At 53.0% G+C, this 26,918-nt stretch carries 27 protein-coding genes; 6 read left to right on the forward strand and 21 right to left on the reverse strand.

Translation table 11 applies throughout. The annotated features are described in order from the left end of the window. Positions 1 to 90 precede the first annotated feature (90 nt). Positions 91 to 1,185 carry a GerAB/ArcD/ProY family transporter gene (locus tag L692_RS0105240; RefSeq protein WP_025697832.1) on the forward strand — a complete coding sequence of 365 codons (1,095 nt, stop codon included), beginning with the start codon at positions 91 to 93 and terminating at the stop codon, positions 1,183 to 1,185. On the opposite strand, the gene L692_RS0105245 is transcribed toward L692_RS0105240, so the two are convergent. The 3 genes from L692_RS0105245 to L692_RS0105255 are packed head-to-tail and all read right to left on the reverse strand — an operon-like array spanning position 1,182 to position 4,130. Continuing rightward, positions 1,182 to 1,415 (reverse strand): hypothetical protein, encoded by a 234-nt coding sequence (locus L692_RS0105245; protein WP_025697833.1) that lies wholly within the window; start codon positions 1,413 to 1,415, stop codon positions 1,182 to 1,184. The two genes, L692_RS0105240 and L692_RS0105245, sit on opposite strands and share 4 nt — an antisense overlap. Beyond that, positions 1,412 to 2,584, reverse strand: a complete 1,173-nt coding sequence (locus L692_RS0105250; RefSeq protein ID WP_232238731.1) for a Ger(x)C family spore germination protein — start codon at positions 2,582 to 2,584, stop codon at positions 1,412 to 1,414. The genes L692_RS0105245 and L692_RS0105250 overlap by 4 nt, the downstream gene beginning before the upstream one ends. Before the next feature lie 10 nt (positions 2,585 to 2,594). After that, complete coding sequence (locus L692_RS0105255; protein WP_025697836.1) at positions 2,595 to 4,130, reverse strand: spore germination protein; 1,536 nt, start codon at positions 4,128 to 4,130, stop codon at positions 2,595 to 2,597. 230 nt (positions 4,131 to 4,360) lie between these two features. Here L692_RS0105255 and L692_RS0105260 point away from each other — a divergent pair, with 230 nt between their 5' ends. Then, positions 4,361 to 5,185 carry a nitroreductase family protein gene (locus L692_RS0105260; RefSeq protein ID WP_025697838.1) on the forward strand — a complete coding sequence of 275 codons (825 nt, stop codon included), beginning with the start codon at positions 4,361 to 4,363 and terminating at the stop codon, positions 5,183 to 5,185. A 20-nt stretch (positions 5,186 to 5,205) separates the two neighbouring features. On the opposite strand, the gene L692_RS0105265 is transcribed toward L692_RS0105260, so the two are convergent. The 16 genes from L692_RS0105265 to L692_RS0105345 all read right to left on the reverse strand — a co-directional run bounded on the left by L692_RS0105265 (position 5,206) and on the right by L692_RS0105345 (position 20,600). Next, positions 5,206 to 5,511, reverse strand: a complete 306-nt coding sequence (locus L692_RS0105265; RefSeq protein ID WP_025697840.1) for a helix-turn-helix transcriptional regulator — start codon at positions 5,509 to 5,511, stop codon at positions 5,206 to 5,208. 228 nt (positions 5,512 to 5,739) lie between these two features. Continuing rightward, complete coding sequence (locus tag L692_RS0105275; RefSeq protein ID WP_025697842.1) at positions 5,740 to 6,165, reverse strand: DUF1284 domain-containing protein; 426 nt, start codon at positions 6,163 to 6,165, stop codon at positions 5,740 to 5,742. Between the two features lie 74 nt (positions 6,166 to 6,239). Beyond that, the gene (locus tag L692_RS0105280) at positions 6,240 to 7,349 is read right to left on the reverse strand and encodes a PepSY-associated TM helix domain-containing protein (RefSeq protein WP_025697844.1); all 1,110 of its coding nucleotides are present in this window, start codon (positions 7,347 to 7,349) and stop codon (positions 6,240 to 6,242) included. A 16-nt stretch (positions 7,350 to 7,365) separates the two neighbouring features. Beyond that, positions 7,366 to 8,205: an alpha/beta hydrolase family protein gene (locus L692_RS0105285; protein WP_025697846.1), complete on the reverse strand. Its 840-nt coding sequence runs from the start codon at positions 8,203 to 8,205 to the stop codon at positions 7,366 to 7,368. A gap of 77 nt (positions 8,206 to 8,282) precedes the next feature. Next, positions 8,283 to 9,248, reverse strand: a complete 966-nt coding sequence (locus L692_RS0105290; RefSeq protein WP_025697848.1) for an ABC transporter ATP-binding protein — start codon at positions 9,246 to 9,248, stop codon at positions 8,283 to 8,285. Further along, positions 9,245 to 10,228: an ABC transporter ATP-binding protein gene (locus L692_RS0105295; protein ID WP_025697849.1), complete on the reverse strand. Its 984-nt coding sequence runs from the start codon at positions 10,226 to 10,228 to the stop codon at positions 9,245 to 9,247. Before L692_RS0105295 ends, L692_RS0105290 begins: the two co-directional genes overlap by 4 nt. Before the next feature lie 27 nt (positions 10,229 to 10,255). Next, the gene (nikC, locus tag L692_RS0105300; protein ID WP_198027706.1) at positions 10,256 to 11,155 is read right to left on the reverse strand and encodes a nickel transporter permease; all 900 of its coding nucleotides are present in this window, start codon (positions 11,153 to 11,155) and stop codon (positions 10,256 to 10,258) included. A 15-nt stretch (positions 11,156 to 11,170) separates the two neighbouring features. Then, entirely contained in the window at positions 11,171 to 12,091 is a 921-nt protein-coding gene (gene nikB, locus L692_RS0105305; protein WP_025697852.1) for a nickel ABC transporter permease, read from the reverse strand. Between the two features lie 28 nt (positions 12,092 to 12,119). Then, the gene (locus tag L692_RS0105310) at positions 12,120 to 13,670 is read right to left on the reverse strand and encodes an ABC transporter substrate-binding protein (protein WP_025697854.1); all 1,551 of its coding nucleotides are present in this window, start codon (positions 13,668 to 13,670) and stop codon (positions 12,120 to 12,122) included. 54 nt (positions 13,671 to 13,724) lie between these two features. Next, a complete protein-coding gene (locus L692_RS27795) occupies positions 13,725 to 14,507 on the reverse strand; it encodes an HpcH/HpaI aldolase family protein (protein ID WP_025697856.1) in 783 nt (260 codons plus the stop codon). Continuing rightward, complete coding sequence (locus L692_RS0105320) at positions 14,504 to 15,346, reverse strand: carbon-nitrogen hydrolase family protein (protein WP_025697858.1); 843 nt, start codon at positions 15,344 to 15,346, stop codon at positions 14,504 to 14,506. Before L692_RS0105320 ends, L692_RS27795 begins: the two co-directional genes overlap by 4 nt. Before the next feature lie 29 nt (positions 15,347 to 15,375). Beyond that, a complete protein-coding gene (locus L692_RS0105325) occupies positions 15,376 to 16,002 on the reverse strand; it encodes a GntR family transcriptional regulator (RefSeq protein ID WP_025697859.1) in 627 nt (208 codons plus the stop codon). A 117-nt stretch (positions 16,003 to 16,119) separates the two neighbouring features. Then, the gene (locus tag L692_RS0105330; protein WP_025697860.1) at positions 16,120 to 17,022 is read right to left on the reverse strand and encodes an acetamidase/formamidase family protein; all 903 of its coding nucleotides are present in this window, start codon (positions 17,020 to 17,022) and stop codon (positions 16,120 to 16,122) included. A 17-nt stretch (positions 17,023 to 17,039) separates the two neighbouring features. After that, complete coding sequence (gene eutC, locus L692_RS0105335; protein ID WP_025697862.1) at positions 17,040 to 17,741, reverse strand: ethanolamine ammonia-lyase subunit EutC; 702 nt, start codon at positions 17,739 to 17,741, stop codon at positions 17,040 to 17,042. A 22-nt stretch (positions 17,742 to 17,763) separates the two neighbouring features. Next, entirely contained in the window at positions 17,764 to 19,110 is a 1,347-nt protein-coding gene (locus L692_RS0105340; RefSeq protein ID WP_036722091.1) for an ethanolamine ammonia-lyase subunit EutB, read from the reverse strand. Positions 19,111 to 19,154: 44 nt separating this feature from the next. Further along, positions 19,155 to 20,600 carry an ethanolamine ammonia-lyase reactivating factor EutA gene (locus L692_RS0105345; protein ID WP_025697865.1) on the reverse strand — a complete coding sequence of 482 codons (1,446 nt, stop codon included), beginning with the start codon at positions 20,598 to 20,600 and terminating at the stop codon, positions 19,155 to 19,157. 231 nt (positions 20,601 to 20,831) lie between these two features. Here L692_RS0105345 and L692_RS30495 point away from each other — a divergent pair, with 231 nt between their 5' ends. The 3 genes from L692_RS30495 to L692_RS0105360 all read left to right on the forward strand — a co-directional run bounded on the left by L692_RS30495 (position 20,832) and on the right by L692_RS0105360 (position 23,097). Next, positions 20,832 to 21,272 carry a carboxymuconolactone decarboxylase family protein gene (locus L692_RS30495; protein WP_332258252.1) on the forward strand — a complete coding sequence of 147 codons (441 nt, stop codon included), beginning with the start codon at positions 20,832 to 20,834 and terminating at the stop codon, positions 21,270 to 21,272. Positions 21,273 to 21,382: 110 nt separating this feature from the next. Continuing rightward, complete coding sequence (locus L692_RS0105355) at positions 21,383 to 22,036, forward strand: MtnX-like HAD-IB family phosphatase (protein WP_025697867.1); 654 nt, start codon at positions 21,383 to 21,385, stop codon at positions 22,034 to 22,036. Next, positions 22,033 to 23,097 carry an iron-containing alcohol dehydrogenase family protein gene (locus tag L692_RS0105360; RefSeq protein WP_025697869.1) on the forward strand — a complete coding sequence of 355 codons (1,065 nt, stop codon included), beginning with the start codon at positions 22,033 to 22,035 and terminating at the stop codon, positions 23,095 to 23,097. Before L692_RS0105355 ends, L692_RS0105360 begins: the two co-directional genes overlap by 4 nt. A 61-nt stretch (positions 23,098 to 23,158) precedes the next feature. Here the strand turns inward: L692_RS0105360 and L692_RS0105365 are convergent, their stop codons facing one another. After that, positions 23,159 to 23,338 (reverse strand): hypothetical protein, encoded by a 180-nt coding sequence (locus tag L692_RS0105365; protein ID WP_025697872.1) that lies wholly within the window; start codon positions 23,336 to 23,338, stop codon positions 23,159 to 23,161. Between the two features lie 506 nt (positions 23,339 to 23,844). Here L692_RS0105365 and L692_RS0105375 point away from each other — a divergent pair. Further along, positions 23,845 to 25,377, forward strand: a complete 1,533-nt coding sequence (locus tag L692_RS0105375; RefSeq protein ID WP_025697874.1) for a flavocytochrome c — start codon at positions 23,845 to 23,847, stop codon at positions 25,375 to 25,377. 87 nt (positions 25,378 to 25,464) lie between these two features. On the opposite strand, the gene cysS is transcribed toward L692_RS0105375, so the two are convergent. Further along, positions 25,465 to 26,910, reverse strand: a complete 1,446-nt coding sequence (cysS, locus tag L692_RS0105380; RefSeq protein WP_025697876.1) for a cysteine--tRNA ligase — start codon at positions 26,908 to 26,910, stop codon at positions 25,465 to 25,467. Positions 26,911 to 26,918: the final 8 nt, after the last annotated feature.

A 26,918-nucleotide genomic window follows, 5' to 3' on the forward strand; every position in this document is an offset into this window, starting at 1 on the left:
GAGGCTTGTTAGGTGAGATGTAATCAGGTTTAAACCGGATGGTTATGGAAAAAATAGAAGTACCAACAAAGGAGAGATGTGAGAGCAAGCGTGCAGCCCAGTGATAAAATATCCGGTTATCAGATCAGTCTGCTTTTTTTCACCTTTATCGTTTCCACCCTGATCCTGTCCGTTCCAGGAATCATGGTGGCCTTCGCCAAGCAAAATGCCTGGCTGTCGATTCTTCCGGCTTCATTAACCGGACTCGTGAATATTTATGTGCTAACGACGCTGTCCAAGCGCTACCCTGGCCGCTCCATCATGCAGTATTTGACTGCCATTTGCGGGAAATGGGCGGGCAAGGCGGTAGGGGCGTTCTTTACTTACTATTTGTTTTTCTTTATTTCCAGCACCGTGAACGAACATGCGCGATTTCTGAACAATGTTCTCCTGATGAATACGCCTTCTCTCGTACTTATAATCACGCTGCTGTTATTATGCGGGTTCGCCGTGCTGGCCGGGGTCGAGACAATCGGCAGGTGCAATGAAGTTATTGTGCTCATCATCGTCATGATGCTCATTCCCATCTTTGTGTTCTCCATCCGAGACGGTGATTTTGCAAGATTGTCGCCCGTGCTCGCAGAGGGGCTTGTTCCGGTCATCAAAGGCGCGATTGTTCCGTCCGCCTGGATGAGCCAATTCTTCTTTCTGGGATGGTTCCTCCCGCACCTGAACGAGAAGCCGCAGCAGATCCGCAAGAAGCTGCTCGCGGCGCTAATCGGCATTGTCGTGTTGATCATGGCCATTGATGCGCTGACCATCATGATGTTCGGTCCGATCACCCCGCGGATGAACTTCGCTTTCCTGAATGTCATCAAGTATACCGGGATTATCGGGCCTTTGGAGAGACTGGAAGCCATCGCCATAATGATCTGGATTCTCGGTATTTTCATTAAGGTGTCCATGCTGCTGTATATGTTCTGCATAAGCGCAGCCCAGCTGCTGGGCACGAATAACCACCGCAGAACCATCGTTCCAATTACGTTGTTATCCATCGTCGGGTCCGTCTGGATTTTCAAAAATGCCGCAGAATTTCAAGGCTGGATTACGTATACTTATCCGATTCTGGCTCTCTTTACGCAAAGCTTCCTTCCTCTCCTGCTGCTTGCGATTGACACGATCAAAGCCAGGCTTCTCAGCCATTAACGGGACAGAATCGACTTCCCGAAAGCTTCAAATACGAGCCGGTAGGGCAGAATAAAGGTCGGCACATTCACACCCGCAATCAGAAGCGCGCCAGCGGCGGCGGAGACGGTCATGGATAGCAGATAGATCCAGGCTTCCCGTTTCTCGTTCCGGCTCCATAACCGGCGGATCTGGATGAAAGTGAACGTGCCGAGACACAGGATATATACCGCTGGCAGAAACAATGTCACTTCACGATCTCCTTGTCTTTCAATTGTAATGAAGGGCCGGTTTCTCCGGTATTGTCGATGGTGAGATTCACTGTGACGGACATATCAGCCTGTGCAAAATACCGGTCCCACTGCTTCTGCACGGCCCGCCATTTCTTCGGGTTATCCCTTTGTAATTGCTGGCCGAAGCCGACAATATCCGCCTGATATTCTTTTTGAATTTTGTGCAGGAATTCCTCCATATTGTGAATGGCCTGTTGTTCAAGCGCCCTTTTCACTATTCTGAGGTTGTTCGAGTCGCTTACGTCGAGCGGGGAATCACTCTCCACCAATTCTCCTTTTCCTTTGAGATGAATATGAAATTTGAGGGAATCCTTTTTCGAGTCGCTCCTGATTTTCACTTTACTGGAGGTGATGGTAAAAGACGTATCCCCCATGCCATCAGGAAGCTCGGCTACGATATGATCCGCATTTTTATTCTTCTTGAACCAAAGAAATTCATGCGTTTCCGCATTATTCAAAAAACCGGTCAATTTCAACGATTTGAAAATGGCTGTCCCGGTTATACGAAACAGCGGACGCTCACCTTGTTGTCCCGAACGGCGGTAAACGGCCGGCTCCAGAACACCGGTTGTCGGGCTCATTCCTTCGCTCGCCGATGCAACCATAAAATCGCGCAGCGTAGCGACCGTTCCTTCTCCCCGCAGCATCTCCATTTCCTTCAACGCTTCCGAAGGGACAAGCTCGTAAGGGTATTCAACCTGGAGGAGATCCCCGGCTTTTTTTCCCTTGACGACCAGAATGTAGGCCTTGAGCCGGTTTCGCGGATTACGGGTGAAGGTATCCAATATCCCGTCTAGACCTTTACGGGCTAGAGCTTCCCCAACCAGAATCACGCTGCGGTGTGAAAAAAATAACGTTCTGGACATTTTTTGCTGAAGCTTCTGGTCAATTTCCAACCCGTTCCTGCCAACCTCCGAAATCAGAAAAAAGCGTTCCGTTTCCTTCGATGCCCCGGTCGTTTGCGAGGAGGGCGAAGGAACGGCGACCTGAATGGTTGCCAGGATTTGTCCGTCTTCCGCCAGGTCGATTGCAGTTGCCATAACCAGACCGATATCGTTAATTTCTTTCCGGTCCCAGCAGCCGGTAAGGGTCAGCAGAAGCAAAAATACCATAGAGACCCGCATCATCCGCTTCAAGCTACTCTCCTCCTTCCTTCCGCGTCGCTTGTACAGTTCGTTCGTAAGAGGGGGCGGACAGGCCGGCATCATATTTTCCCGGTGCCCGAACCCAGACATCCTTCAAGGCCCGGAGCGAGAAAGGAGCGACCGGTGTAAGATACGGGACACCGAATGATCGGATATGGGTGACATACAGCAGAATGCCCAAAAAACCAAGCGCCAACCCGTATAATCCCAGCGACCCCGCCAGAAGAATGATCGGAAACCGCAGCAGCCGAACCCCGTTCGCAAAAGTAAACCGCGGAATGAGGAAGGCCGCTATGCCTGTCGTGGATACAACGATCAGGATGGGCGCCGAAATAATCCCGGCCAGCACGGCTGCCTGCCCGATGACAAGACCGCCGACGATGCTTACCGTCTGGCCTATAGCCCTTGGCAGGCGAATGCCGGCCTCCCGCAGCGCTTCGAACATAATTTCCATGATCAAGGCTTCGATCATCACCGGAAAGGGCACCGGCTCCCGGGCGGAAGCGATACTCAGCAGCAAGCTGGTCGGGATCATTTCCTGATGATACGAGGTCACGGCAACAAAGAAGGAAGGGGCAAATATAGCCACAAATAAAAAAATAAACCGTATCCATCTCGTAAAAGTGGCTACAGGGTAGTTAAGGTAATAATCTTCGCTTGCCTGCAAACCGGCCCAGAACGTGGTGGGCACGATCATAACGAAGGGGGTATTATCGACGAGAATACCGACCCTTCCTTCCAGCAAGCTTCCGGCAACAACGTCCGGCCGCTCCGTGATTTGTACACGGGGAAAAATGGGGAACGGATCGTCCACGATCAGCTCCTCCAGGGTTCCGGATTCCAGTACGCCGTCAATATGGATGGAAGTGATTTTGCTTCGTACCTGATCCACGACGGAAGCATCGGCCAGTCCTTCAATATAAGCAATCAGCACCTTCGTTTCCGTCAGCTCGCCTACGTTAAAAGCCTCCATCTTCAGACGCGGGGTCCGAAGATAGTTGCGCAGCAGCCCAACATTAACGGACTGTCTTTCAATGAAGCCTTCCTTGCTCCCCCGAATGACCTGTTCTGACGATGGCTCCTGGATGGACCTTTGAATCGTAACATGGACTGGAAAGCAAACAGCATGATCTTCCCCCTCGGTGAACACGGCCGCGTACCCGCGCAGGACAAGCCGGATTACCTCCGCCCAGCTCTGCGTAACCACCTTTTGATCAACCGGCATCGCCTCGCCGGTCCACGTTCCCGTTTCAACAGCTTCGCGGTCCGGTTGATCGGCCGCCAGCGGCTTGACGAGCTGCTCGCTCACCTTTTTCTCATCTGCCAAAGTCTCCAAATAAACAATGAGCTGCCTTAAAGTCCCGTCTGGATAATTCATGCGGCGGCGCACCAAATCCGAGCACTTTTGAAACGCTTGCTCTACAAAGGCTTCGTTCTGACGGAGATCAGCAGACAGCCTTGCTTCTATGGTGCCTGGATCATCCATCATCGGGGTGCTGCTTATCCGCTTGCGTCGCCAGATCGTCATCCATCGGACCTCCGTACATAACTTTTACCATGTATAGCATGTGCCGGATTCGCAGCAATTATCCAAACTAATGGAATACCAGGCATTCTATTAGCTTCTGGACTGCGTATCTTCATATCATTTTTGATATGTATAATATAATAAATATTCATTTTATTTATGTCAGGTTGTATTGTATCATCGGAATCAGAAATTACTCGAAAATGATTTTTCCAGAAGGAGGAAGAAACATGAGTTTGATAACGGTAGATCAAGACAAATGTGCGAAGTGCGGGGTTTGTATAAGCGAGTGTCCGGAACAGGCATTGAAGCTTGGAGACAAGGGTCCGGAAGAAGTGTATCCGCAACAATGCATTGCCTGCGGTCATTGTGTAGCGGTCTGTCCCAAAGGAGCTATTGACAACAAGAGAACACCGCTCGCCAATCAAGCAAGTTCAAGAAGCCTGCCAAAATTAAGCCCGGAGGAGGCGGAAAGCTTCCTTCGCTCCAGACGCTCCATCCGGTCCTATAAAGCCGCTCCCGTTCCAAGAGAAAAGCTGATCCAGCTTGTTAATATCGCTCATTATGCGCCTTCAGGAAGCAATCTGCAAGGCGTCTCCTACAAAATCATAGACAATAAGGATATCATTGACCGGGCTGTCGCAATGACGGTTGAAGGATTGGAAAGAGATGAGAGATTCAGCCAGAGACGGGATAACTTTTTCAAGCCTTATCATGAGCAAGGGATCGACACGATTTTACGGGGAGCCCCCGCTCTCGTTCTGGCCATTGCGGATAAGAATTTCCCAAGAGGCAGAGAAAACTCTATTCTTTCGTTAGCCTATTTGGAGCTGTATGCGCCAACGCTCGGATTAGGTTCATGCTGGGCCGGAATATTTGAAAATATTGCGCTCCAGGAGCATTCTCCCCTGCTGAAATTATTCAATATTCCTGAAGGGAAGAAAATAACCGGCGCCGTTATGACTGGCTACCCCAAGTATCGCTATCCAAGATTCGTGGACAGAAACCCGCTTGACGTTAGTTTTTATGAATCCGGTACGGAGACCATCCACTAGTTCAGCTGCCGGGAGATACGCTACTCCTCTTCCCGTATCTTCTTGTAGTACGCGGCGGGGGACAGCCCGGCATATTTCTTGAATACTTTGCTGAAATAATAGATGTCTCCGAAGCCGACGAGGTAGGCGATTTCACCGATGCTCAGGTGCGTCGCCTGCAGCAGTTCCTGAGCCTGGTCGATTCTTACCTTGTTGATATAATGGGTGATCGAGTGGCCGGTCAGCTTGTTGAAGGTCCGGTTCAGGTAGTCGAAATTGCATTCGAACAGGGCTTCGATATCCCGGCTCGTGATTTTGCTCTGATAGTGCGTATCGCTTTCGTACATCAACAAATCTCAGTAGAACATAAAAAAGGAAGGCTGCGTAATTTTGTACGCTGTGCCTTCCTGTTGGAGCAGATGCCTGTTCACTGTGATGCGCAATGCGCAGGTTTTTGCAATGATTGTGACTGTGGCTTGATGGGAATCAGCCTCCTGAAACGCTCTGATATCAGAGCCCCTGCCCTGCTCATGCTTTCCGGTCATTTAGCATCCTTAGGCCGATATTACTGGTATTTACGTCTGCGCTTTAACCTCCGGCAGCGGCCGGCCTTCCCTGACCAACTGCACGCCCTCCTGGCATACCCCGTAGGATTTCCACGGACAGGTTACGCATAAATTCTCGATGTCGGAAGGCTCCACCTGCCGGGCTACGTACCCGCACACCTCCCGCCACTCTCCCTGATAACCGGGCGCAAGTCCGAGCTTGGTTAATACCGCCTGGTCCAGTTCATGCACAGTTCCATCACAATGATTATCTTGATCCGGCGGATACGCGCGGCAAATGTCGTCTACTCCTGTGACAATTTCGATCCGGGTATCCGGCTTCGTTCGAAGGGTCTCATAAATCCCCGTCATGTTCACGCAAAAATCCGCGGAATATCCCATCCCGCGGTATCCCAGCAGGCAGAGCAGATGGTGCCCGCGCAGTCGTATCGTCATTTCAGTCTTCCCCCTTATATATTCAGCTTACTGAAAGTAAGGGGGTTCTACAACCATTAAGGAAGATGAATTATCTACGACGCGTTCAGCTGAACCTCGGCCTGCTGTTTTTTCCGCCGTCTTTTTTTATACTGCCAGATATAGATACCGGTAAACATCAATATGGAAGGCATCAAACCGACGATGGAATACAAGACTTTGGTGATGATCCCTCCATAAGCGCCGGTGTGCAGAGGAAATACCCACGTTTGGTAAAAGACGTTATTGATTTTGGGGTCCCATTTTTCCAGCACCTTACCGTTGTACGGGTCCATCCACACCTTCACATTTCCGGTATGTCCGGCTCCGGGGTCATAGTAACGGGTTAGACGAATGTCAATGTTCTTCTCCGGTTTGGCAGGCAGAATAATCAGGGTTGCTTTGCTGCTTGGCGTGGTCTGTTCGGCAAGCCGGACCAGCTCGTCCACAGGGAGCCTGCCTTCGGGCTTAACTTGAACGGCAAGCTTCTGAGCCGGCGGCGTCCAGCCTGTGCCGAACCAGCCTAATATCTTCTCGCTAAACGGATAGACGGCGCCGGTAAATGCGATGATTAAGAGTACGGGGATGGAGTATATTCCAATCAGCCGGTGAAGGTCATTCTTTTTAACATACGGATTCGTGGCCTTTCTTCGTTTGAAGCCCTGCGCCATGCTTTTGATTCCCGGCCACCACAGGTAAAGACCCGATATGAGAATGAACGTGAACATGAAGCCGACGATCCCGACAATTTCAAACCCGTGATACTTTTCCAGCAGTAAATTGCGATGAAATACGCTTAGCTTATTGGGAAAGGCGCTCTCATCCAGCGTTCCGAGTATGTTCCCGGTGGCAGGGTCCATGTATACATACACCCTTTCGCCGTCATTATTGATCCAGAACAGGAACGAGCCATTTGTAACCGGTTCATCGGGGGTGTAAATTCTCAGAAACTGCGCTTCGGGATATTGGGTCAAAATGGACTTTTGAGCATCCTGATAAGAAATCCGCTCCCCTTGGGTCACTTTAAACAGCTCCGGATACATGGCTTGGGTGAGCTCATTTTTAAATACGAGAACGGTACCTGTCAAGGAGAGAACGACAATGAACAGCCCGGCCAACAAGCTTAGAGTCAGATGAATGTTGAGGATTACTTTTCTAACCTGCATATAATCCCTTCCTTCTTCATTTGAGATGGTGGTCATTCGCCTTCAATGTTTCCGCCAGAAAATCTTTCACAGGAGACAACAGCTTGATACCTTCATGGGCAGCGCCCGGAACTTCATCATACCGGACGCGAATCCCATTCGATGTCCAATTATCCCTCAGCGACCGGATTCGTTCCAGCCGCGTATTACCGGCAATTTCAACGCCCGGTAGCCAAAACGGATTATCCTTGCCGCTTGGCAGAATGTTCTTATCTTCGCTTCCAATGACCAATTGGACGGGAACACGGCGCAGCTCCTCTATCCGAAGATCCGTGCCGAATTGTTCCTTAAAGTCACGGGTTCCCGTAAACCAATCCATGGAGGGATCAAGCAGCGTAACGTTGCCCGGTGCGGCAACCGATACCCCCAGCAGCTGGTCAGGATAAAGGTAAAAGAAACGGTGAACAAATTGTCCGCCGCCGGAAAAGCCGAACAGCAGGAACTTCTGCTCAGAAATTCCATATCGGGCCTTAAACTCTTCAATGATCGCCAATAATACGCGGTCGAAACGAATGTCGCGGTATTTAATCATCTTGTAGGAATTCAGCTCTCCCGGTTCTCCGATTCCTGCCGGAAAGAGCGGAGCGAGGACAACGGTGCCAGTGCTGTCGGCAAAATCCTGGAATGCGTCCCTGTACCGCTGGGCGGAACGGTCCGTCCCGTGAATCACGACGAGCAGCGGGCGCTTCGTTGGACCGGGTTCGGCAGATGGGCCTGGAATATAGGCGCAGTAAGAAAACCTTTGATCGTCTTGGCATGCGTATAACGAAGTTGCGCCGCTTGCTGGCGTTATCGATGGCTTCCCGTTCAATCTCATGGCCTGTCCTCCTCCACTTACGTTGATGTCGTCCGGCGATATACTCCGGCCCAGGCTTGTCCGCCTCACTTTCGCATTTAAGAGTACAAATGACAGGCGACGTAGCGCCCCTCCACTTTCATAAGCTCCGGTTTCTCCGTCTTGCATATCGCCATGCATTCGCTGCATCTCGGGTGGAACGTACAGCCCGCAGGCGGATTGGCCGGACTCGGCACATCCCCTTGCAGCACGATCCGCTCCTTCTTGAGTAACGGATTCGGATTCGGCACGGCTGACAGCAAGGCCCGGGTATACGGATGCTTCGGGGAATCGAACAGGTCCCGCTTATCCGCCAGCTCCACCATCCGCCCCAAATACATCACCCCGATCCGGGTGCTGATATGCTTCACCACGCTCAAATCATGGGCGATAAATAAATACGTCAAATGAAACTGCTCCTGCAAGTCCTGCATCAGATTGATAACCTGGGACTGGATGGATACGTCCAGAGCCGACACCGGCTCGTCTGCGACAATCAGCATGGGATGGAGCGCCAGCGCCCTGGCAATCCCGATCCGCTGCCGCTGCCCGCCGCTGAATTCGTGCACATACCGCTTGGCATGGTAGCTGTTCAAGCCCACGGTATTCAGCAGCTCCTCGACCCGCCGTACTTTTTCCTTCCCTTGGGCAGCGTTGTGGATTTCCAGCGGTTCGGCGATAATATCGAAGACTGTGAGGCGCGGATCGAGAGAAGCATACGGGTCCTGAAAGACCATCTGCATATCCTTGCGGACCTTTCTTAGCTCGGCTGAGGGCAGCCCCACGAGATTTCTTCCCTGATAATAGACCTGGCCCTCGGTCGGATGCAGCAGTTGGAGCAGCGTTCTCCCCGTTGTCGACTTTCCGCAGCCGCTTTCCCCCACCAATCCGAGGGTTTCTCCCTTATAAATCGTAAAATCCAGTCCGTCGACGGCTCTGACATGACCTGCTGTTCGGCCAAAGATTCCTTTTTTAATCGGGAAATACTTTTTTAAATTTCGGACCTCAACCAAAGGCTGCTTCATTGTGATTTCCCCCCTCCCTCGGATGTATGGAGCCAGCAGCTTGTAAAGTGGCCCGGCCCGATTTCCGCAAGCTGCGGCGCTTGCAGGCGGCAGACCTCCATCGCAAATTCGCACCGGGGCGCGAACGTGCACCCTTCCCGCAAGCTGCCGGGAACCGGTACGCTTCCCTTGATGGAATAGAGCCGCGCCTCCTCGGAGTCCAGCGTCGGCATCGACTTCATCAGCCCTTGCGTATACGGGTGCTTCGGCTCGGTAAAGAGTGTGAACACGTCGCTCTCTTCAACGACCTTGCCGCCGTACATGACCACCACGCGGTCGCACATTTCCGCCACGACACCAAGATCATGGGTAATGAGCAGAATCGCCGTGCCCTGGGACGACTTCAGCTCTTTCATTAAATCCAGAATCTGCGCCTGAATCGTTACATCCAGCGCAGTCGTCGGCTCATCGGCAATCAGCAGCTTGGGACTACAGGCCATGGCCATCGCAATCATCACTCTCTGCCTCATCCCTCCCGACAGACGGTGGGGATACTCGTCGACAATCTGTTCCGGTCTCGGAATCCCGACAAGCTTCAGCATCTCGATGGAGCGGGCTCTCGCCTGCTTCCTGCTGTACTTTAAATGAATCCGGACGGCTTCCCCAATCTGCTCCCCCACCGTAAATACCGGATTCAGCGAGGTCATCGGCTCCTGAAAGATCATCGCCATTTCATTGCCCCGGATATCCTGCATTTCCTGCTCGGACAGAGCGAGCAGATCCTTGCCGCCAAACCGGATGGAGCCGTCCATCACTTTGCCCGGCGTCAATCGCATCGCCGTTAAGGAGGTGACGCTCTTGCCGGAGCCGGACTCTCCGACGACCCCTACGGTCTGCCCTTCGCGGATGGTGATATCCACACCGTCAACCGCCGGGACCACCCCTTCATCCGTATAAAAATAAGTTTTGAGCCCTTTGATCGCAAGCAGTTCACGTTCCATAGCTTTCCCTCCCCTGGTATGCGGCATTTACAGCTTCATTTTCGGATCGAGCGCGTCCCGGATACCGTCGCCCAGCATATTAAAGGCCAGCACCATAAACATGATGGCCAAGCCGGGGATTGTGCTGACATAGGGATCGGACCTTAAATAATCCCGGCCCGAGCTTAGCATCGCCCCCAGCTCTGGCGTCGGCGGCTGGGCGCCCATTCCGAGAAAGCTCAGCCCGGAGGCTGTCAGAATGGCCGTCGCTATGCGCATCGAGGACAATACAATAATCGGCGCGATGCTGTTCGGAATCACATGCTTGAATATAATGCGAATATGTCCGGAGCCCATCGATTTTGCCGCCTCGATGTATTCCTTGCCGTTAACGGACATGACCGAGCCGCGGGAAATTCTCGCAAAGGTCGGGACCGAGAAGATGCCGATGGCGATCATCACGTTCACCATGCCCGGACCGAGCACGCTGACGATAGCGAGCGCGAGCAGAAAGCTCGGAAACGCCATAAACACATCCATCACCCGCATAATCAGGAGATCGGCTTTTCCGCCGAAGTAACCCGCGACCGTACCAAGCGCGACGCCGAGCACGATGGAGATGAGCACGCCGACAACCCCGACCATCAGGGAAATTTGCGCTCCGTAAATCACCCGCGATAAAATGTCCCGGCCATATTCATCCGTCCCGAACGGATGGCTTAATGAAGGAGCGTTCAGTATGCTCTGCATATTTTGCTCAATCGGATCATACGGCGCCAGCCATCTCGCGAAGACCGCGACAAATACAAAAATGACAACCATCCATAATCCTACGATGGCGCGTTTGTTCTTCTTGAACCTCTGAATCATCAACGTCCACGGCGAGCGCCGTTGATATACCGCTTCCCCCGCTTCCCGGCTCATCAGAAGGATTGAGGTCTTGCTCATTGCGTACGCTCCCTTCTACTCATACCTGATTCTGGGGTCTACTGCGCTGTAACACAGGTCAACCACGAGATTGACTACGACGAAGATCGTCGCCACGAACAAGATGCAGCCCTGAACAGCCGGATAATCCCGGAACTGGATGGATTGGATAATGAACCGGCCCAGCCCGTTCATCGAGAATACCGTCTCCGTCAGAACAGCCCCGCCAAGCAACGTGCCGAACTCCAGGCCAATGATCGTAATGATCGGAATGAGCGCATTTTTCAAGGTGTGCTTGTAGATGACTATTCTCTCCTTGACCCCTTTGGCCCGCGCGGTACGGATGAAATCCTGATGAATCACCTCCAGGATGCTGGAACGGGTTAACCTCGCCAGCACCCCGGAGGAAGACAGGCCCAGGACGACAGACGGAAGAATGAAATGCCGGAACCCGCTGCTTCCTCCGGAAGGAAGCAGGGGCCAGTAGTAGGAGAACAACAGAATAAGCATCGTTCCGAACCAGAACACCGGCATTGAGATGCCAAACAGCGAGAACATCATCGTCACATTATCCCTGATGCTGTTCGGCTTCGTCGCGGAGAGGATTCCGGCAAACAGGCCGACGACAACCATAATGGCAACGGAGAATACCGTCAGCAGGATCGTATTGGGGAACCTCGTCATAATTTCCTGGAGAACCGGACGCTCGGATTGCAGCGACTCTCCCAGGTCGCCCCGGAGCAAATGGGACACGTAGCTGAAATACTGCTCCAAAAGCGGCCGGTCCAGCCCCAGCTGTTCCTTGACGCTCTGCACCTGCTCATCGGTCGCATCGACTCCCGCAATTAAATGCGCCGGGTCTCCCGGAACCGAGTGGATGATGACGAAACAGAGGAGAGATACGCCGAACAAGGTGGGAATCATTTGCAGCACACGCTTGACGACATAGCTTAACAAAAGAACTCCTCCTTACGATTCAGATTCGTTAATTCTTGACCGCCTTGCGCAGATCATAGATATAAGTAGGAAGGAAGGTGATTCCTTCAACCTTCTTGGACATTCCGTAGCGGGCCATATCTTCATGTAGGAAAATCCATGGCGCATCTTCCTTGACCAGCTCCAGCACCTTCGCGTAGCTCTCCAGACGCTGCTTCGGCTCGAATTGCGCTTGCCCCGCGAGGATCAATTTGTCGACTTCCGGATTGTTGTAATGGGCGTAGTTCGTGGCGCTGGTCGATAACAGGGCATCCCGGAACAGAGGATCGGCGTCGCCGGTGGTTGCCAGCGCCCCTCTGACGAATAAATCGTATTTGCCGGGATCTTTAAGCGTCTCTAAATAAGTGCCAAGCTCAAGTGTCTGCAGCTCGACATTGAATCCCAATTGCGTCAGACTGTTCTGGACAAATTCGGCGGCCGGTTTATCCTGGACAACATTGGCGGCCAGAATCAATCTGAACTTGTAATTTCCCGGTACGATTCCCGCGTCCTTCAGCATTTGCTTCGCTTTGTCCATGTCAAATGGATAAGAGCCTACATTGCTGTACCCAATCGTTCTCGACGCGATGGCGGAGGTGGCGACGGTAACCCGTCCGTCATACAGCTTGTTCACAAGCGTTTCCTTGTCAATCGCATAGTTCAGCGCCTGGCGCACGGCCGGCTGATCAAAAGGCTTGACGGTCGTATTGAACCCGATGTACGCGATCCGGTTGGCCTTGATCGGATTGATGACCAGCTCGCTGTTCTGCTTCAGCCGTTCGATTTCCGTAATCGGGACACCTTCCATCAGATCGGATTCGCCATTTTCAAGCATAATTACGCGGGAGGCGGTTTCCGGAACATTCTTGAAGGTAACGCTGCCGACCCCTGGCGCTCCGCCCCAATAATCCTTGTTGGCTTCAAGCACCACCGCATCCCCGGTCGTAAATTCTTTTAATTTGAACGGGCCGGTTCCCACCGGGCTTTTGGCGATGCCTTCCTCGTCCTCCTTAATGGACTTAGGGCTGAGAATACTGCTCGCTACGGAAGCCAAGTTCCCCAGGAAGGCTCCTTGCGGGGCTTTCAAATGAAAGACAACCTCCGTCTCGCCGTTCGTTGTAATGCTGTCGATAAATGAGCCTACCAGCGAATGCTGGCTCAAATTCTTTCCTTCATCGGCGATCCGCTCAAAGCTGGCTTTTACCGCTTCCGCATTAAACGGAGTACCGTCGGTGAAGGTGATTCCCGTGTTCAGCTCGAAGGTCCAGGTCTTGCCGTCCTCGGAGGTTGTCCAGCTCTTGGCCAGTTGGGGAACAATCTCCATATTCTCATTGAAGGTAACAAGCCTGTCGTAGATTTGGTAATTGATAAGGCTGGAAATGGTATCGGTTGTATTCTGAGGATCGAAGCCGACAGGGTCGCCTTTTAATGTGATAACCAGCCCCTTGGCTTCCTTCTCCGTCCCATTCGCCGCTCCCTGATCCGAACCGCATGCGGACAAGAGCAAAGACAACACCATCAACATAAGTCCCACTGCTTTCCCGGCCTGATTCCATCGCATATTTATTTTCCTCCTTAGGTTTGGTCATATGAACGGCAAGACATCTCTCTTGTTCTACATCATGGACAACCTTTCATTTCGCTTCACATCGCGCAGATAGGAGGTCATTGCCCGGCTGAAGAGAAGCGTATCAATCGGCGGCACGGTAAAAAAGTTAGCCCCCCACCCGGAATACTTGTCCACCTCCTCCGCCGTAAACGCCGGAATCCCGATGCCAAGCCCGGCCTCCCGGGTCGTTCGGATAATCTCTTCGATGGCCTCCATAACGACGGGATGATCAAATTGCTCCTGAAATCCAAGCGAGGCCGCCAAATCCGCCGGGCCGACAAAGAGCAAATCCAGTCCAGGCACGCTGACAATATCGTCCAGGTTGGTCAGAGCCGATTCATCCTCAATCATGCCGATCACGGTGACCCGTTCATTTTGCCTGCTCAGATGCTGCTGGAAAGGCGTAGTGCCATATTGCGCCGTTCTTGAGGAGCCGTCGAGCCCGCGGGAGCCGATCGGGCGGTATTTGGCCGTGCCGACGATTCGTTCAGCCTGTTCCCGCGTGGTGAGATGAGGAACCATGATGGCGTCGGCTCCCGCTTCAAGAACGCGCAGCATGGCGCCATAGTCATTCTGAGGGGTCCGGACCACGGAAGATACCTGAACGCACTCGGCCGCCCGGATCATATGCTCCACCAGCCCGAAGTCCATTGTCGTATGCTCCATATCAATGATGGCAAAATCATACCCGGCATGCCCCAGCATCTCCACGACGGCAGGGTCCTTCAGCGTGACAATCATTCCGTAAGCCGACTCTTGATGATGCAGCAGCTTGCTCAGTTTATTCATCGATAAATGCTCCTTCCGGGATCTGATATTGCCTCGTACAGCTCGGGTCTCCGCTGTTCATACGATGGCAGCTTGGAACGGACGCTTCCGATTCGGGACAGGTCGATTTCGCAGGGGATCAGCGCCTCCGTCTCGGGACCCGCAGCCATCAACACGCCCATCGGATCTGCGACAAGGCTCTGTCCGCTGTAGAAATCGCTCACCTGGTTGCAGGCCACCATGAACACCGTATTTTCCAACGCCCGAACGGTGATCAAGTGGCTCCAGTGGCGCTCCTTCATCGGCCCGCGGACCCAGCCGGAAGGAACAATGATGATGTCCGCCCCCTTGGCCGCCTGATAGCGGGCGATCTCCGGGAAGCGCAGCTCGTAACAGACGAATAATCCCAGCTTGCCGAATGGGGTCTGAATCGGCTCGAAGAGACGGTCCCCCGGCATAATCGTGTCGGATTCCTTAAGCCCGAACGCATCGTACAGGTGCGTCTTCCGGTAAGCTCCGGCGATCGAGCCGCCGCTATCGACAATGACTACCGTGTTATACACCCGGTCCGCGCTGCGCTCATCCACCAATTCCTTCATTCCGAATATCAGCCATACGCCGTTCTCGGCCGCGAGCTTCCTCATCCCGGCGACGAACGGGCCCTCCAGCGTCTCGGCGTCGTCCACAATGACATGCCTCGGAGTATGTGCGGGGAAGAAGCTCATAAATATTTCCGGGAAAACGACCATCTGCGCGAAGTGGTCACGAACAGCTCCCTGGACGGCCGTTACCGCTTTTTCGTAATTGATGTGCTTGTCCGATGTCGATTCCAACTGGGCCATAACTACTCGAACTTTCATCGCTTCCGCCGCCTCCTTTCGTTTAAGCGCTACAGCTTTCCTTTTTCCAGATGCTCCACCAAATGCTGAATCGCGGCCGGAATATCCTTCCGGGTGATCGCGTCCAGAATGGTTCTGTGCTCTTCAATAAAGGTCTGGAGAATATCCGGCTGATTCTTGAGCCATTTTCCGGCCCGCACCGTGAACTGCCGCTCCCTCGCGTGACGGTACATCTTGATGAATTGCGAGTTCCCGACGATCTCCAGCAGGTAATGATGGAACAGCGCGTCCTTCTCGACCAGATCGGCAAAATCCCCCGCCCGGTAAGCCTTCTCCTGCATGCCGATGATGCGGGCAAGCTCCTGAATGTGATGGTCCCGGATACGGCTCTCGGCCTGCTTCAGCGAATACGTCTCGATGGCGATCCGCATGTCAATCAGCTCATTGCGTTCCTCCACGGACAGCTCGGTGAAGACGATGCCCCGGTTCGGCAATATTTTCAGGAAGCCTTCGTACTGAAGCCGGTTCAATGCTTCGCGAATCGGGGTTCGGCTCATGCTTAATTCCTGAACCAGCGTATTCTCCGACGTATATTCCTCATCTCCCCGGATCATCTTTTCCTTGATTTTGTCGTATGCGGTATCTTTTAAGAGAACTTTATCATGTTTATCTATCAACTGATTCTCACCCTTTGCGGCATGCTCGTCTGCATGCGTTACTTGTATACCAAGTTGTATACAGGTCTAATATAAAATAAACGCCCTTTCTTTTCAATGGGGTATTTAAAATTTTATTTATTCGACCAGGCCAGGCATGCCTTCCAGCTTCGGTATTCGCACGCGAACGACCGTCTCCACCGGACAAGGCTTGCAGCATTGGCTCATTTGGACGTCGCTCACCGCGCCCATCAGCAAATAGGTGTCTGTCGGCGTCAGCTCCCAGCGCCGGATAATCATGCTCTGCATATCCTCGCTCGCTTGCCGGATGGCCGCCAGGACATCGTGATCGCTGGATACGGCATACCAGGAATCCTCCGTTTCGACTACAGGAGCGCCAAGCTCCGCTCCCTTCAGGACGGTCAGACGAACCTCGACTTCTCCGGCGGTTTCCACTCCGGTTCCGCACATTTCCCCGTCGCCCATGGACGCGTGAAGATCGCCAAGCCCGAACAGCGCGCCGGGAACGAACACAGGCAGATACACGCTTGATCCCTCCGTGATGCAGCTGGAGTCCAGATTGCCGCCATGCCTGCCGGGGTGTCCGCAAGCGACTTCGCCGCCGGGCGGAGCCACGCCTATAACCCCAATCATCGGAGTGCATTCGAACTGAATCCTGTCCGAGAACTGCACGCGCCTTCCTTCTCTGATCTGTACCAGCTTCGACCGGACTTCGGAGCGGTGAATCAATGTCCCGATGCCCGGAAGCGTCGTAATAACGCCCTGGTTGTCCAGCGAAATACGGATAATCTCCGCTTTCAACACATCTCCCGGCAGCGCCCCCTCCACAAAGACCGGTCCGGTCGCCGGATTAATTCGGCCATAGTCAATGGAAGTGACCAGGTCCTCGTCTCCCTGAATTTGTCCGGAGAAGCAGTCATTCGTCCGGAGCACGACGCGGTCGCCGCTCTGCACGGTTAATACCGGCGCGTGATGGCCTGAGAAACTGAATACGAATTGGTCACGCTCGATCGTATGCATGCGCATTCCCCCTCTTGTCAGTAAAAGTTCGTGCCGCTCGTCTGACGCTCCAGCATCCCCCGGAGCATCGTGCCGATATGCGCCGCCGCCTCTAGCGGAGGCGTTCCGCCCGGATGGATGTTGGAGATGACGTTCCGGTCGGATTCGATTGTGCCTTTGCGGGGCTTGTAGCACATATAGGCGCTCATGGATCGGGCCGTTACCAGCCCGGGCCGCTCGCCGATCAGCAGCACCAGCGCATCCGGCTGCAGCACCTCGCCGATATGGTCCATGCAGGCAACCCTTCCCCCTTTTACATAAAATGAGGTTCCCGGGTTCAGATCATGGACTCTCAAGGAGTCGAGCAGGGCGGGATATACATCCAGGATGTTCGCAGTGATCGCGTCGGCGCTCAAGCCGTCCGACACGACAATCTGGATTTGCGGCTGCTTGACGCATCTTTCACGAATGACCTCCATGCCCTCGTCCGTAATGATTCGGCCAAGGTCCGGGCGTTTCAAATACGTTTCCTTGTTCCCGTAACAAGTCTCCACAGTAAATAATCCAAGCTGCCGCAGAATCGATTCATCCACTTCGCCGTACACGGCATCCACAGCGGCGGCATGATCCTTCCGAAATTGCAGCATCGTATGCGTCAGCGGCCGGACTCCCGCACGTCCCACCCCGATGCGCGCCGGAGTGCTCTTCATTAACGACTCCAGTTTCTCGCGGTCTCCCATGCCGCACCTCCGTAAGTATAGTCTATCCCATAAAAAGGGTCGGATCTCCGGCCGCATCCGTCAACCGGCCATCAGCCATGATCCCCATCTTGACCAGCCATTCCTCGAACGCCGGCGCCGGATGGAGGCCGAACGTCTCCCGCAGGGCGGCGAGATCGTGAAAGCTGAGCGACTGGTAATTGAGCATGCAATCGTCCGCCATCGCCACGCCGATGAGGAAATTGACGCCCGCCGACGTCAGCAGCACGCCAAGATTCTCCATATCGTTCTGCTCCGCCTGCATGTGGTTCGTATAGCATACATCCACGCCCATCGGCAATCCATGAAGCTTGCCCATAAAATGGTCCTCCAATCCGGCGCGAATAACCTGCTTGCTGTCATACAGGTATTCCGGTCCGATAAAGCCGACGACCGTGTTGACGAGGAAGGGCTTGTATTGCCGGGCCAGCCCGTAGCATCTTGATTCGAGCGTCACCTGATCGATCCCGAAATGAGCGTAGGAGGACAGCTCCGAGCCTTGCCCGGTTTCAAAATACCAGTGATTCGGTCCCAGCGAGGCGCGCTTCATGCGCATCAGCCCGTCCGCCTCGTCAAGCAGCCGGATATTTACGCCAAAGCCTTTATTGCCCTGCTCTGTTCCGGCGAGGCTCTGGAATAGCAGGTCCATGGGCGCCCCCTGCTCAATCGCTCTCATCTGGGTCGTTACATGCGCAAGGACACAATTCTGGGTCGGGATGCTCCACCGGTCCATTACTTCCTTGGTTGCCGACAAAATCGCCTTGACGCTCTCCGCTGAATCAATCACCGGGTTGATTCCGATGACCGCATCACCGATGCCGTAGCTGAGCGCTTCATACAAAGCCGCTACAATGCCCGGAATACTGTCCGATGGATGATTCGGCTGCGCCCTTGTGGCAAGCACGCCCCGCTGACCGATTTCGGTGTTGCACCGGGTCACCGTGCGGAGCTTGGAGGCCGCCGTAATCAAATCGAGATTGGACATCAATTTGGCGACTGCGGCAATCATTTCACTGGTCATGCCCGAGCTGATCCGCTCCAGCTCCCCCGGCCCGGCCTTATGGGACAAAATATACTCGCGAAGCTCGGCGACGCTCCAGTTCCGAATTCCGCTATACACCGCCTCGTCTACGTTCTCCTCAATCACCCTCGACACTTCATCCTCTTCAGGCGGCAGCAGCGGATCATTCCGGATTTCACCCAGCGTCAGGTCGGCCAGCACAAATTTCGCGGCGATCCGTTCACGGGCATCCGCCGCTCCGATTCCGGCCAGCTGGTCGCCCGACTTCTCCTCGTTCGCTTTGGCCAGGATTTCCTTGAGACTGTTGAATTGATAGGTCTGCCCAAGCATTGTCGTGCTCCTGAGCAAGCAAGTCACCTCCTTCTTCGCATCGGTTATGAAAATGCCAACGTCTTGATGACAACAGGAACAAGATAGCCGGGCAGCGGCTCCCCGATATCGATATAGTCGCCGCGCTCCACCCGAATCTGATCGATGCAGACGATGCTCAGACGCTTGCCGCAGCGGATCGACAAAGCCTGCCCCAGCGCCTTGGCCATGTCATGGTCGCAGACAACGACCATGATGCTCGCGCCGGAAAAATGAGCGGCATACGTGTCCAGCAGCGTCCGGGCAACCCTCTGCAGGGCGGCGTACGAATGGATGACTTCTCCGCCTAAAGCGATGGCGCAAGGAGCCTCGGCTCCCGGCAGAGCGTACCTTGCGGCCTCCAGCATAGCATCATCCGCCGTCCGGCTCCAGTCCTCAACCGGCATCCCGGTGTATTCCAGATGGAGAACCGGGAGGTTGCGAAGCGGCAGCACGGACGGATCGATATGCACCGTGGAGCCGCTGATTTCCACGCTCTGCATGCCCGCGCCAATGACGGTCGCCCGCACGGTTTGACTGGAGGTAACGATCCGGAACGGCCATTTGTCCGCTTGCCGCCGCAGGAAGCTGGCCAGAAGCGGCCCGATGTCGCCGTATCTGGCAATGGCGGCCATGGTATCCGGGACTTCCGGATTCGCCATGAGTGTGCTGATTCCACCGGAGATCATAAGCTCGTCTATCTCCGGTAGCGGTCCGGCTGGCGGCGATCCGGCAATCAGATGGCAGAATGAAGGGTCGACGGCTTCCCCTGCCAAATAAGCCAGCATGTCGCCGCACATGGCAGAAGCAATCGCTTCGAGCTGCTCCGTTGTCGTCTTCCTGCCTGCTGTCAGCGAAAGTCCGCGTTCCGGCAGCCATCCCTGCACATGCGGGGAAACCGAAATGACGCAGCCCTGCTCATCCAGCCGGATCAACCGCCCGCCGACATGGAAGGTGACCGTGCCAATCGCTCTCCCTTCCCGAAAATAAGCGACATTCGCCGTACCGCCCCCGATATCGACATTCGCCACAACGCCCGGCGTTTCCCTGGAGCGTTGCTCCGCGCCGGAACCTTTCCCGGCGAGCAGGCCCTCCAGATCCGCTCCTGCGGCAGCTACGACGAAATCCCCGGAACGCTCCGCCAGGTAATGCACCACCCTCCGGGCATTCGTCTTGGTGGCCGTTTCTCCGGTGATGATAACGGCCCCAGACTTGACCTCGGATAAGCTCAGACCGATGAGGTCATATTCCTGCCTCAATATCCGGGCGACCTCATCCATGTCGATTTCGTCCCTGGACAGCAGCGGCGTAGAGTAAATCGGACTGGCATAACGCAGCTCCCGCTCTGTAATTTCATAACGGGGCAAATGGAAGGCCCCCGATACCCGCCCCAGCCGAAGCCTGCTGACAATCAGCTTCGTCGTGCTGGTTCCGATGTCGATGCCGACACTTGTAAACGACAGCTCATCCATCCATTGCCCTTCCCCCTTGATCTTGAATACCAACCTGTATACAAGTTCTATGCCGTTATTATAAAGCAGAGATCGGCATTATTCAATCAAATTTTAATTAATTTTCAGAAATATTTTAGCGGTACATAATAAGGTTTATGTAAAATCTATGCACAAAATCGGGCAAGTGTTCAGCCGTCCCGTGCTCACCTATCAACAAAGGGAAATGAACGTAATTTCAGCGTTGATCTCATTGGGCGATTCTGCAAATCACTCAAATGGCATATGAGCTTCGGCTTGAAAGTCGGGATCGCCCCGCAGGAATTTATCGAAATTGCTACTCACTGCATTCCATTTTGCGGCTTTCCCCGCGCATTAAATGCCGTTCAGGTTGCGAAGCAGCTTTTTGCCGAACAGAATATCGATGTAACCATCGAGGACGAGCTGCTAAATCATGTAGACGAACGGCGGGAACGAGGATTAGCCAAGCTTCAGGAAATCGACGGCGCACATGGCGAAGCCGTTGCTGATTCACTCGCCGGTATCGCTCCCTTGTTAGCTGAACAAATCATCGAATTTCCATTCGGTGAAATCTACAGTCGCTCGGCTCTGAGCCCTGGGCAACGCCAGCTTGTCACATTGGGAGCCTTGACCGCTCAAGGCCGGTGCGAGCCGCAGCTGCACGTTCAATAGTTTCATGCGGCCCCCTACCGTTATTCCTGAAATGAGCATCCCTATAAATAATAAAGAAAAGTATGGTAATCTTAAATATGAATACTTTTGTTCCCTGGGGGGCTATAACAATGAAACCATTTGCTTTTCTCTCCGACTTTGACGGCACGCTATCCGAACGGGATTTTTACCACTTGATGATTGACCGTTTCTTCCCGGAATGGGGACATCAATTCTATCAGGACTGGAAGAAATCCAAGAAGATTGATGTGGAGTTTCTGAACATTATTTTTGGCAAGCTTAATCTTACGGAGGAGCAGTTGATGGACGAGATCCGCAAGATTCCGCTCACTCCGGGGGCGATTGATTTTGTCCGGGAGGTTCAGGCGCGCGGGGGAGATTTCTATATCGTAAGCGCGGGTACGTCATGGTATATCGAGCGGCTCATGCAGGCGCTTGAAATCCCGAATGTAACGGTCATTTCCATGCCGGCCGTACACGAGAACGGCGCGCTGCGGATTGTTCCCGACACCGCCAACCCTTTTTTCTCGGAGATGTTCGGACTGGATAAACGCAAGGTGCTGGAGGACATCCGGGGGCGCTATCGTACCGTTCTGTTTGCCGGGGACAGCGAGCCGGATCTTGAAGCGGCCAAAGCCGCCGACATCGCCTTTGCCCGGGGGGAGCTGCGCGATCTGCTAACGCGGGACGGAGTCAGCTATGTTCCGGTTGACAACTATCATGCCATTTCGGGCTATTTGAATGAACAAGGGTGGCCGAAATGAAGCGCCAGGCCCACGAAGTAGCCATCCCTGCGCTCCTGGAGGTCGGGGACCAGGTTCTGTCCAATTTCGGGATGCTGCTGTGCAAGGCCGGGTTCTCGCGTATTGTGCTCTGCTTTGGGGAAGGCATCCGCCCTCTTTGCGAGCCGCAAATTGTTCAATCGCTGACAGAGCAAGCTCAGCTTGAGGTTCTGGACAACCGGGATGTTCTGGATAACAGCCTGGAGGCGATTGCGGGCACCGCCTTTTCCCTTCCGGCCCGTACCGAAGTCATTGTCGGCATCGGGGGTGGAAAGGGGCTGGATATTGCAAAATATATCGCGTTCCTGAACGGCCTGCCCTTTATCAGCGTTCCGACGTCGGTCGCCCATGACGGCTTCGCAAGCTCCGGCTGCTCCCTCTATGTTCAGGGCCGCCGCACGTCGGTTCCCGCCCGGATGCCCTACGGCATTCTGGTCGATCTTGGACTTGTCCGCAATTCACCGGTTCAGTTCCTGTACAGCGGACTCGGCGATATCCTCTCGAAGATCCCGGCGGTATTCGACTGGCGGTTCGAGGAATCCCTTGGCGCTACCCGCGTGAACGACTTTGCGGTGATGATGGCCAAGAAATCGGTGAACAGCATTGTGCGCATGCCCTACACCGATATTCGCGAGTTCTTTTTTATTAAAGAGATTGTCGATTCCCTTACGCTTTCCGGGATTGCCATGGAGATTGCCGGAAGCAGCGCGCCCGCAAGCGGCAGCGAGCACCTGATCTCCCATGCGCTGGACCAGCTTGTGGAGCGGCCGCAGCTTCACGGGATTCAGGTGGGGGTAGCCTCATACCTGATGTGTCTCGTGCAGGAGCATCGGGTGGAGCGGGTCCGCAAGTTCCTTGATGAAACCGGATTCTTCGATTTCGTCGCCGCGCTCGGGATGAAGCGGGACGATTTCGAACAGGCGGTGACGCTGGCCCCGTCCATCAAGCCGTCCCGCCGGACATATCTGCATCTGCCGGAGATGCGCGAGAAGGCGCTGCACCTGCTTCGCAGTGACGAAACGCTGCAGCGGATTTTGGCTTAGTTGAAGAAAGAACGGAACCTTTGCGGGTTTCGTTTTTTTGCGTGCTTGAAATCTTTTACTTTCATCTTGAGACGAAGACAAGAAAAATGAAACCAAGGACAAGCGCTCCAAACAAGACTGCTCCCCATGCAGTGTTTTCGAATGTCTCCTCTCCTTTTTTGATTTTAATCAAAATACTCACCGTATTGGCATAAAGAATACCAGCAACCAGCGGTAACCCAACCAACAAAGCTAGCATCATTATATCTCCCCCTATTAGTTACTCATAAAGCCGACTCGACCGCATCTTCATAACTTTTGACTCTCTTTACTGTAAAATACTTCATGAACTCCTTCGTCCACATGTCCATCTCCTCTTCGATCTCGTTAACTTCATTCATGATGAATACAACTCTCAAGCAGTTCCAAAGCAAACCATGTCGGGGTTCTATAGTCGTCATAGCAGCAGAACTTTTTCCATGCAAGAAACACTATATTGTCTCCCGGTATATATTTCACATGACTAAATTCCGAATCAAACTCATTTTTCTCTGCATGCATATTCATAGATTCCCCCTGCTGAATTGGATTAATTCCCACGGTGACATTATGAAGAAAATACAACAAAATAATTGTGAAATACTTCACAATTAAATAATTTTAATGGTATACTTAATATGATGAATTAAAGAGTACGCTGCTCTCTCTTTTGGGCTTGGTTCTTTCATTCATCTTAATTGCAAGAGATTTAAAATTGGGGGGTACACTATGAACAAGAAAGTATTATCGGCTCTTATTCTCGTTCTCTCGGTCCTGCTCGTTATTGCGGGATGCGGCAGCGGGAATGCGGGCAACAACACGGAGAACAAAGAAACTGCGGGACCAACCGCCAAGGCAACAGCTGAAGCCACATCGGGAGCGTCTCAAACCGAATATACGCCATTCGATCAACTGAAGGATAAATATGATATCATCATTGTCGGCGCGGGCGGCGCCGGGATGTCTGCCGCGCTTGAGGCCAAAGCAAGTGGCATGAATCCGGTTATTTTTGAAAAAATGCCGGTTGCCGGCGGGAATACAACCAAATCTTCTTCCGGAATGAATGCTTCTGAAACGAAGTTCCAGAAGGAGCAAGGCATTCAAGACAGCAATGATCTATTTTATGAAGAGACATTAAAGGGCGGTCATGACACCAACGACAAAGAGATGCTTCGTTTCTTCGTTGACAATTCGGCAAGTGCTATTGATTGGCTGGATTCCATCGGCATTAAACTGAACAATATCACGATTACCGGCGGCATGAACGAAAAGCGCACACACCGTCCTGAGGACGGCTCCGCGATCGGGCAATACCTGGTCAAAGGTCTGCTGCAAAATGTAAGAGAACAGGGGATTCCGCTGTTTGTTAACGCCGATGTGAAGGAGCTTACGCAAACAGACGGTAAGGTTAACGGCGTCAAAGTCGTCTTCAACCAGGTAGATGAAAAGACGATTGCCTCTAATGCTGTCGTTGTGACAACCGGCGGTTTCGGGGCCAACAAGGAGCTGATCGCCTCGGTCAGACCGGATTTAAAAGGATACGTGACAACAAACCAGATCGGCAGCACGGGTGATGGCATTAAGATGATTGAGCAGGTTGGCGGCACAACTGTCGATATGGATCAAATTCAAGTTCACCCGACCGTACAGCAAGAAAAATCATATCTCATCGGGGAAGCGGTTCGCGGCGAAGGGGCCATTCTCGTGGCGCAAGACGGCAAGCGATTCACCAACGAGCTGGGCACCCGCGACAATGTCACCGCTGCAATCAATGCTCTTGCCGACAAATCCGCATATCTGGTGTTTGATTCCGGCGTGAAATCCCGCGCCAAAGCGATTCAGCAATATGAAAAAATGGGCTTTGTGAAAACAGCCGATACCATCGAAGCGCTGGCTAAGGAAATCAATGTTCCGGCGGATCAGCTTAAAGCGACACTGGATACCTGGAACAGCAGCGTGAAGAATAAAAAGGATGCCGAGTTCGGCAGAACGACAGGAATGGACAACGACCTGTCCGCAGCGCCATACTACGCCATCAAGATCGGCCCGGGGATTCACTACACCATGGGCGGCGTGAAGATCAACACGAACACCGAAGTATTGAATAAAGAAGGCAAAGCGATTCCGGGTCTTTTTGCAGCAGGCGAAGTGACCGGCGGCTTGCACGGGCAGAACCGGATCGGCGGCAACTCCGTAGCCGAAATCATTATTTTCGGTCGTCAAGCGGGTATCAAATCCGCCGAATTCGTAAAGGCACAATAAATATCAGCTTTCTCTTTTCACGCAGCAAGGGGCGTCCCGCAAGCCATATTTATGGCCAGGGACGCCCCTTGCGTATGTAAAATAAGCTCAGTCCGTGCAGGCCAATTTATAAGTGGTCGAGCCGTCCCGGTTATCGAAAAGCGTAACTCCCATCTGGCTCAGCTCATTTTTCACCGCATCGGCTTCCGCCCAGCTCTTGTTCTTGCGCAGTTCTGCCCGCTTTAAGACCAAGGCTTCTATCGAACTGGCCTGAACGCCTTTATCCGCTTGGACATTTAGATCCTGTCTCATATCAAAGCACTTGAATACTTGATTGATTTTAGAGAAATACTCCCAGATCTCTCTGAAATTAACCTCGTTATAATTCCCCCGAATGATCTCATGATTCGTGTCCCTCAGGAAATTAAACAAATGGGCGATAGCGTTGGGCGTATCGAAATCATTTTCCAGCTCCGCTTCAAAGCAGCTTATCCATTCGTGCAATCTGATGTGCAACAACTGGTTGAATACCTTGCCTGTTCTGCTGTGGAGATTAAACAAGTAGTTATTGATTCTTTTTAAAGCCGCTTTTGCGGATGCCAGACTGTCATCACTCATGTTCACCATTGCGGAATAATGGTTTGAAAGGATAAAGAAACGCAAGGACTCGGCGCTGTGCTTCTTTAGAGCCTCTTCTATAGTAATGTAATTCCCGAGCGACTTGGCCATCTTCTGCCCGTTTATTTGAAGGACGCCGGAATGAAGCCAGTATTGGACGACTCTTTCCCCTACCAGAGCCTCCGACTGAGCAATTTCATTCTCATGGTGCGGAAAGCATAGCTCTACGGCTCCCCCATGAATATCGATTTTGCCCAGGTACTTAAGGGACATGACGGAGCACTCGATATGCCAGCCCGGATAACCTTTGCCCCAGGGACTGGACCACTGCATAATATGATTGGGTTCAGCTTTCTTCCACAATGCAAAATCACCGGGATTTCGCTTGCGGCCGTTCACTTCAATTCTGGCCCCGGCCGCCAGCATGTCCACCGCGTTGCCTGATAATATACCATAGCTCTCTCTTGTCAGGACATCGAAATAGACATCGCCCTCCACCTCATAGGCGAAGCCCTTTGCTATTAACTCTTTAATCGCGTCTATAATTTCTATTATGTGTCCTGTCGCCCGCGGTGCAATAGTTGGTCTGGCAATTTTCAAGGCGTCGTAGCCGCTCCACATGTTTTGAATATACTCATCCACAATTGCCATTGGATGCTTCTGTTCCAGATTTGCCTTTCTTTGAATTTTGTCTTCCCCGGTATCCACATCTCCAACAATATGCCCCACATCGGTAATATTCTGAACATGAATGACTTTGTATCCTTTAAACACTTCCAGCACGCCTCTGATCATGTCATAAGCGATAGCTGTTCTTGCATGCCCAAGATGAACGGGTCCATACACGGTAACACCGCATACATACATGGTCACAATGTTGGGGTCATAAGGCTGAAAATTCTCTTTCTCTCTGGTTAACGTGTTAAACACCTGCATTCCGAAAG

It is taken from the genome of Paenibacillus forsythiae T98 (genome assembly GCF_000520735.1).
In the GTDB taxonomy this organism is placed as follows: domain Bacteria; phylum Bacillota; class Bacilli; order Paenibacillales; family Paenibacillaceae; genus Paenibacillus_AQ; species Paenibacillus_AQ forsythiae.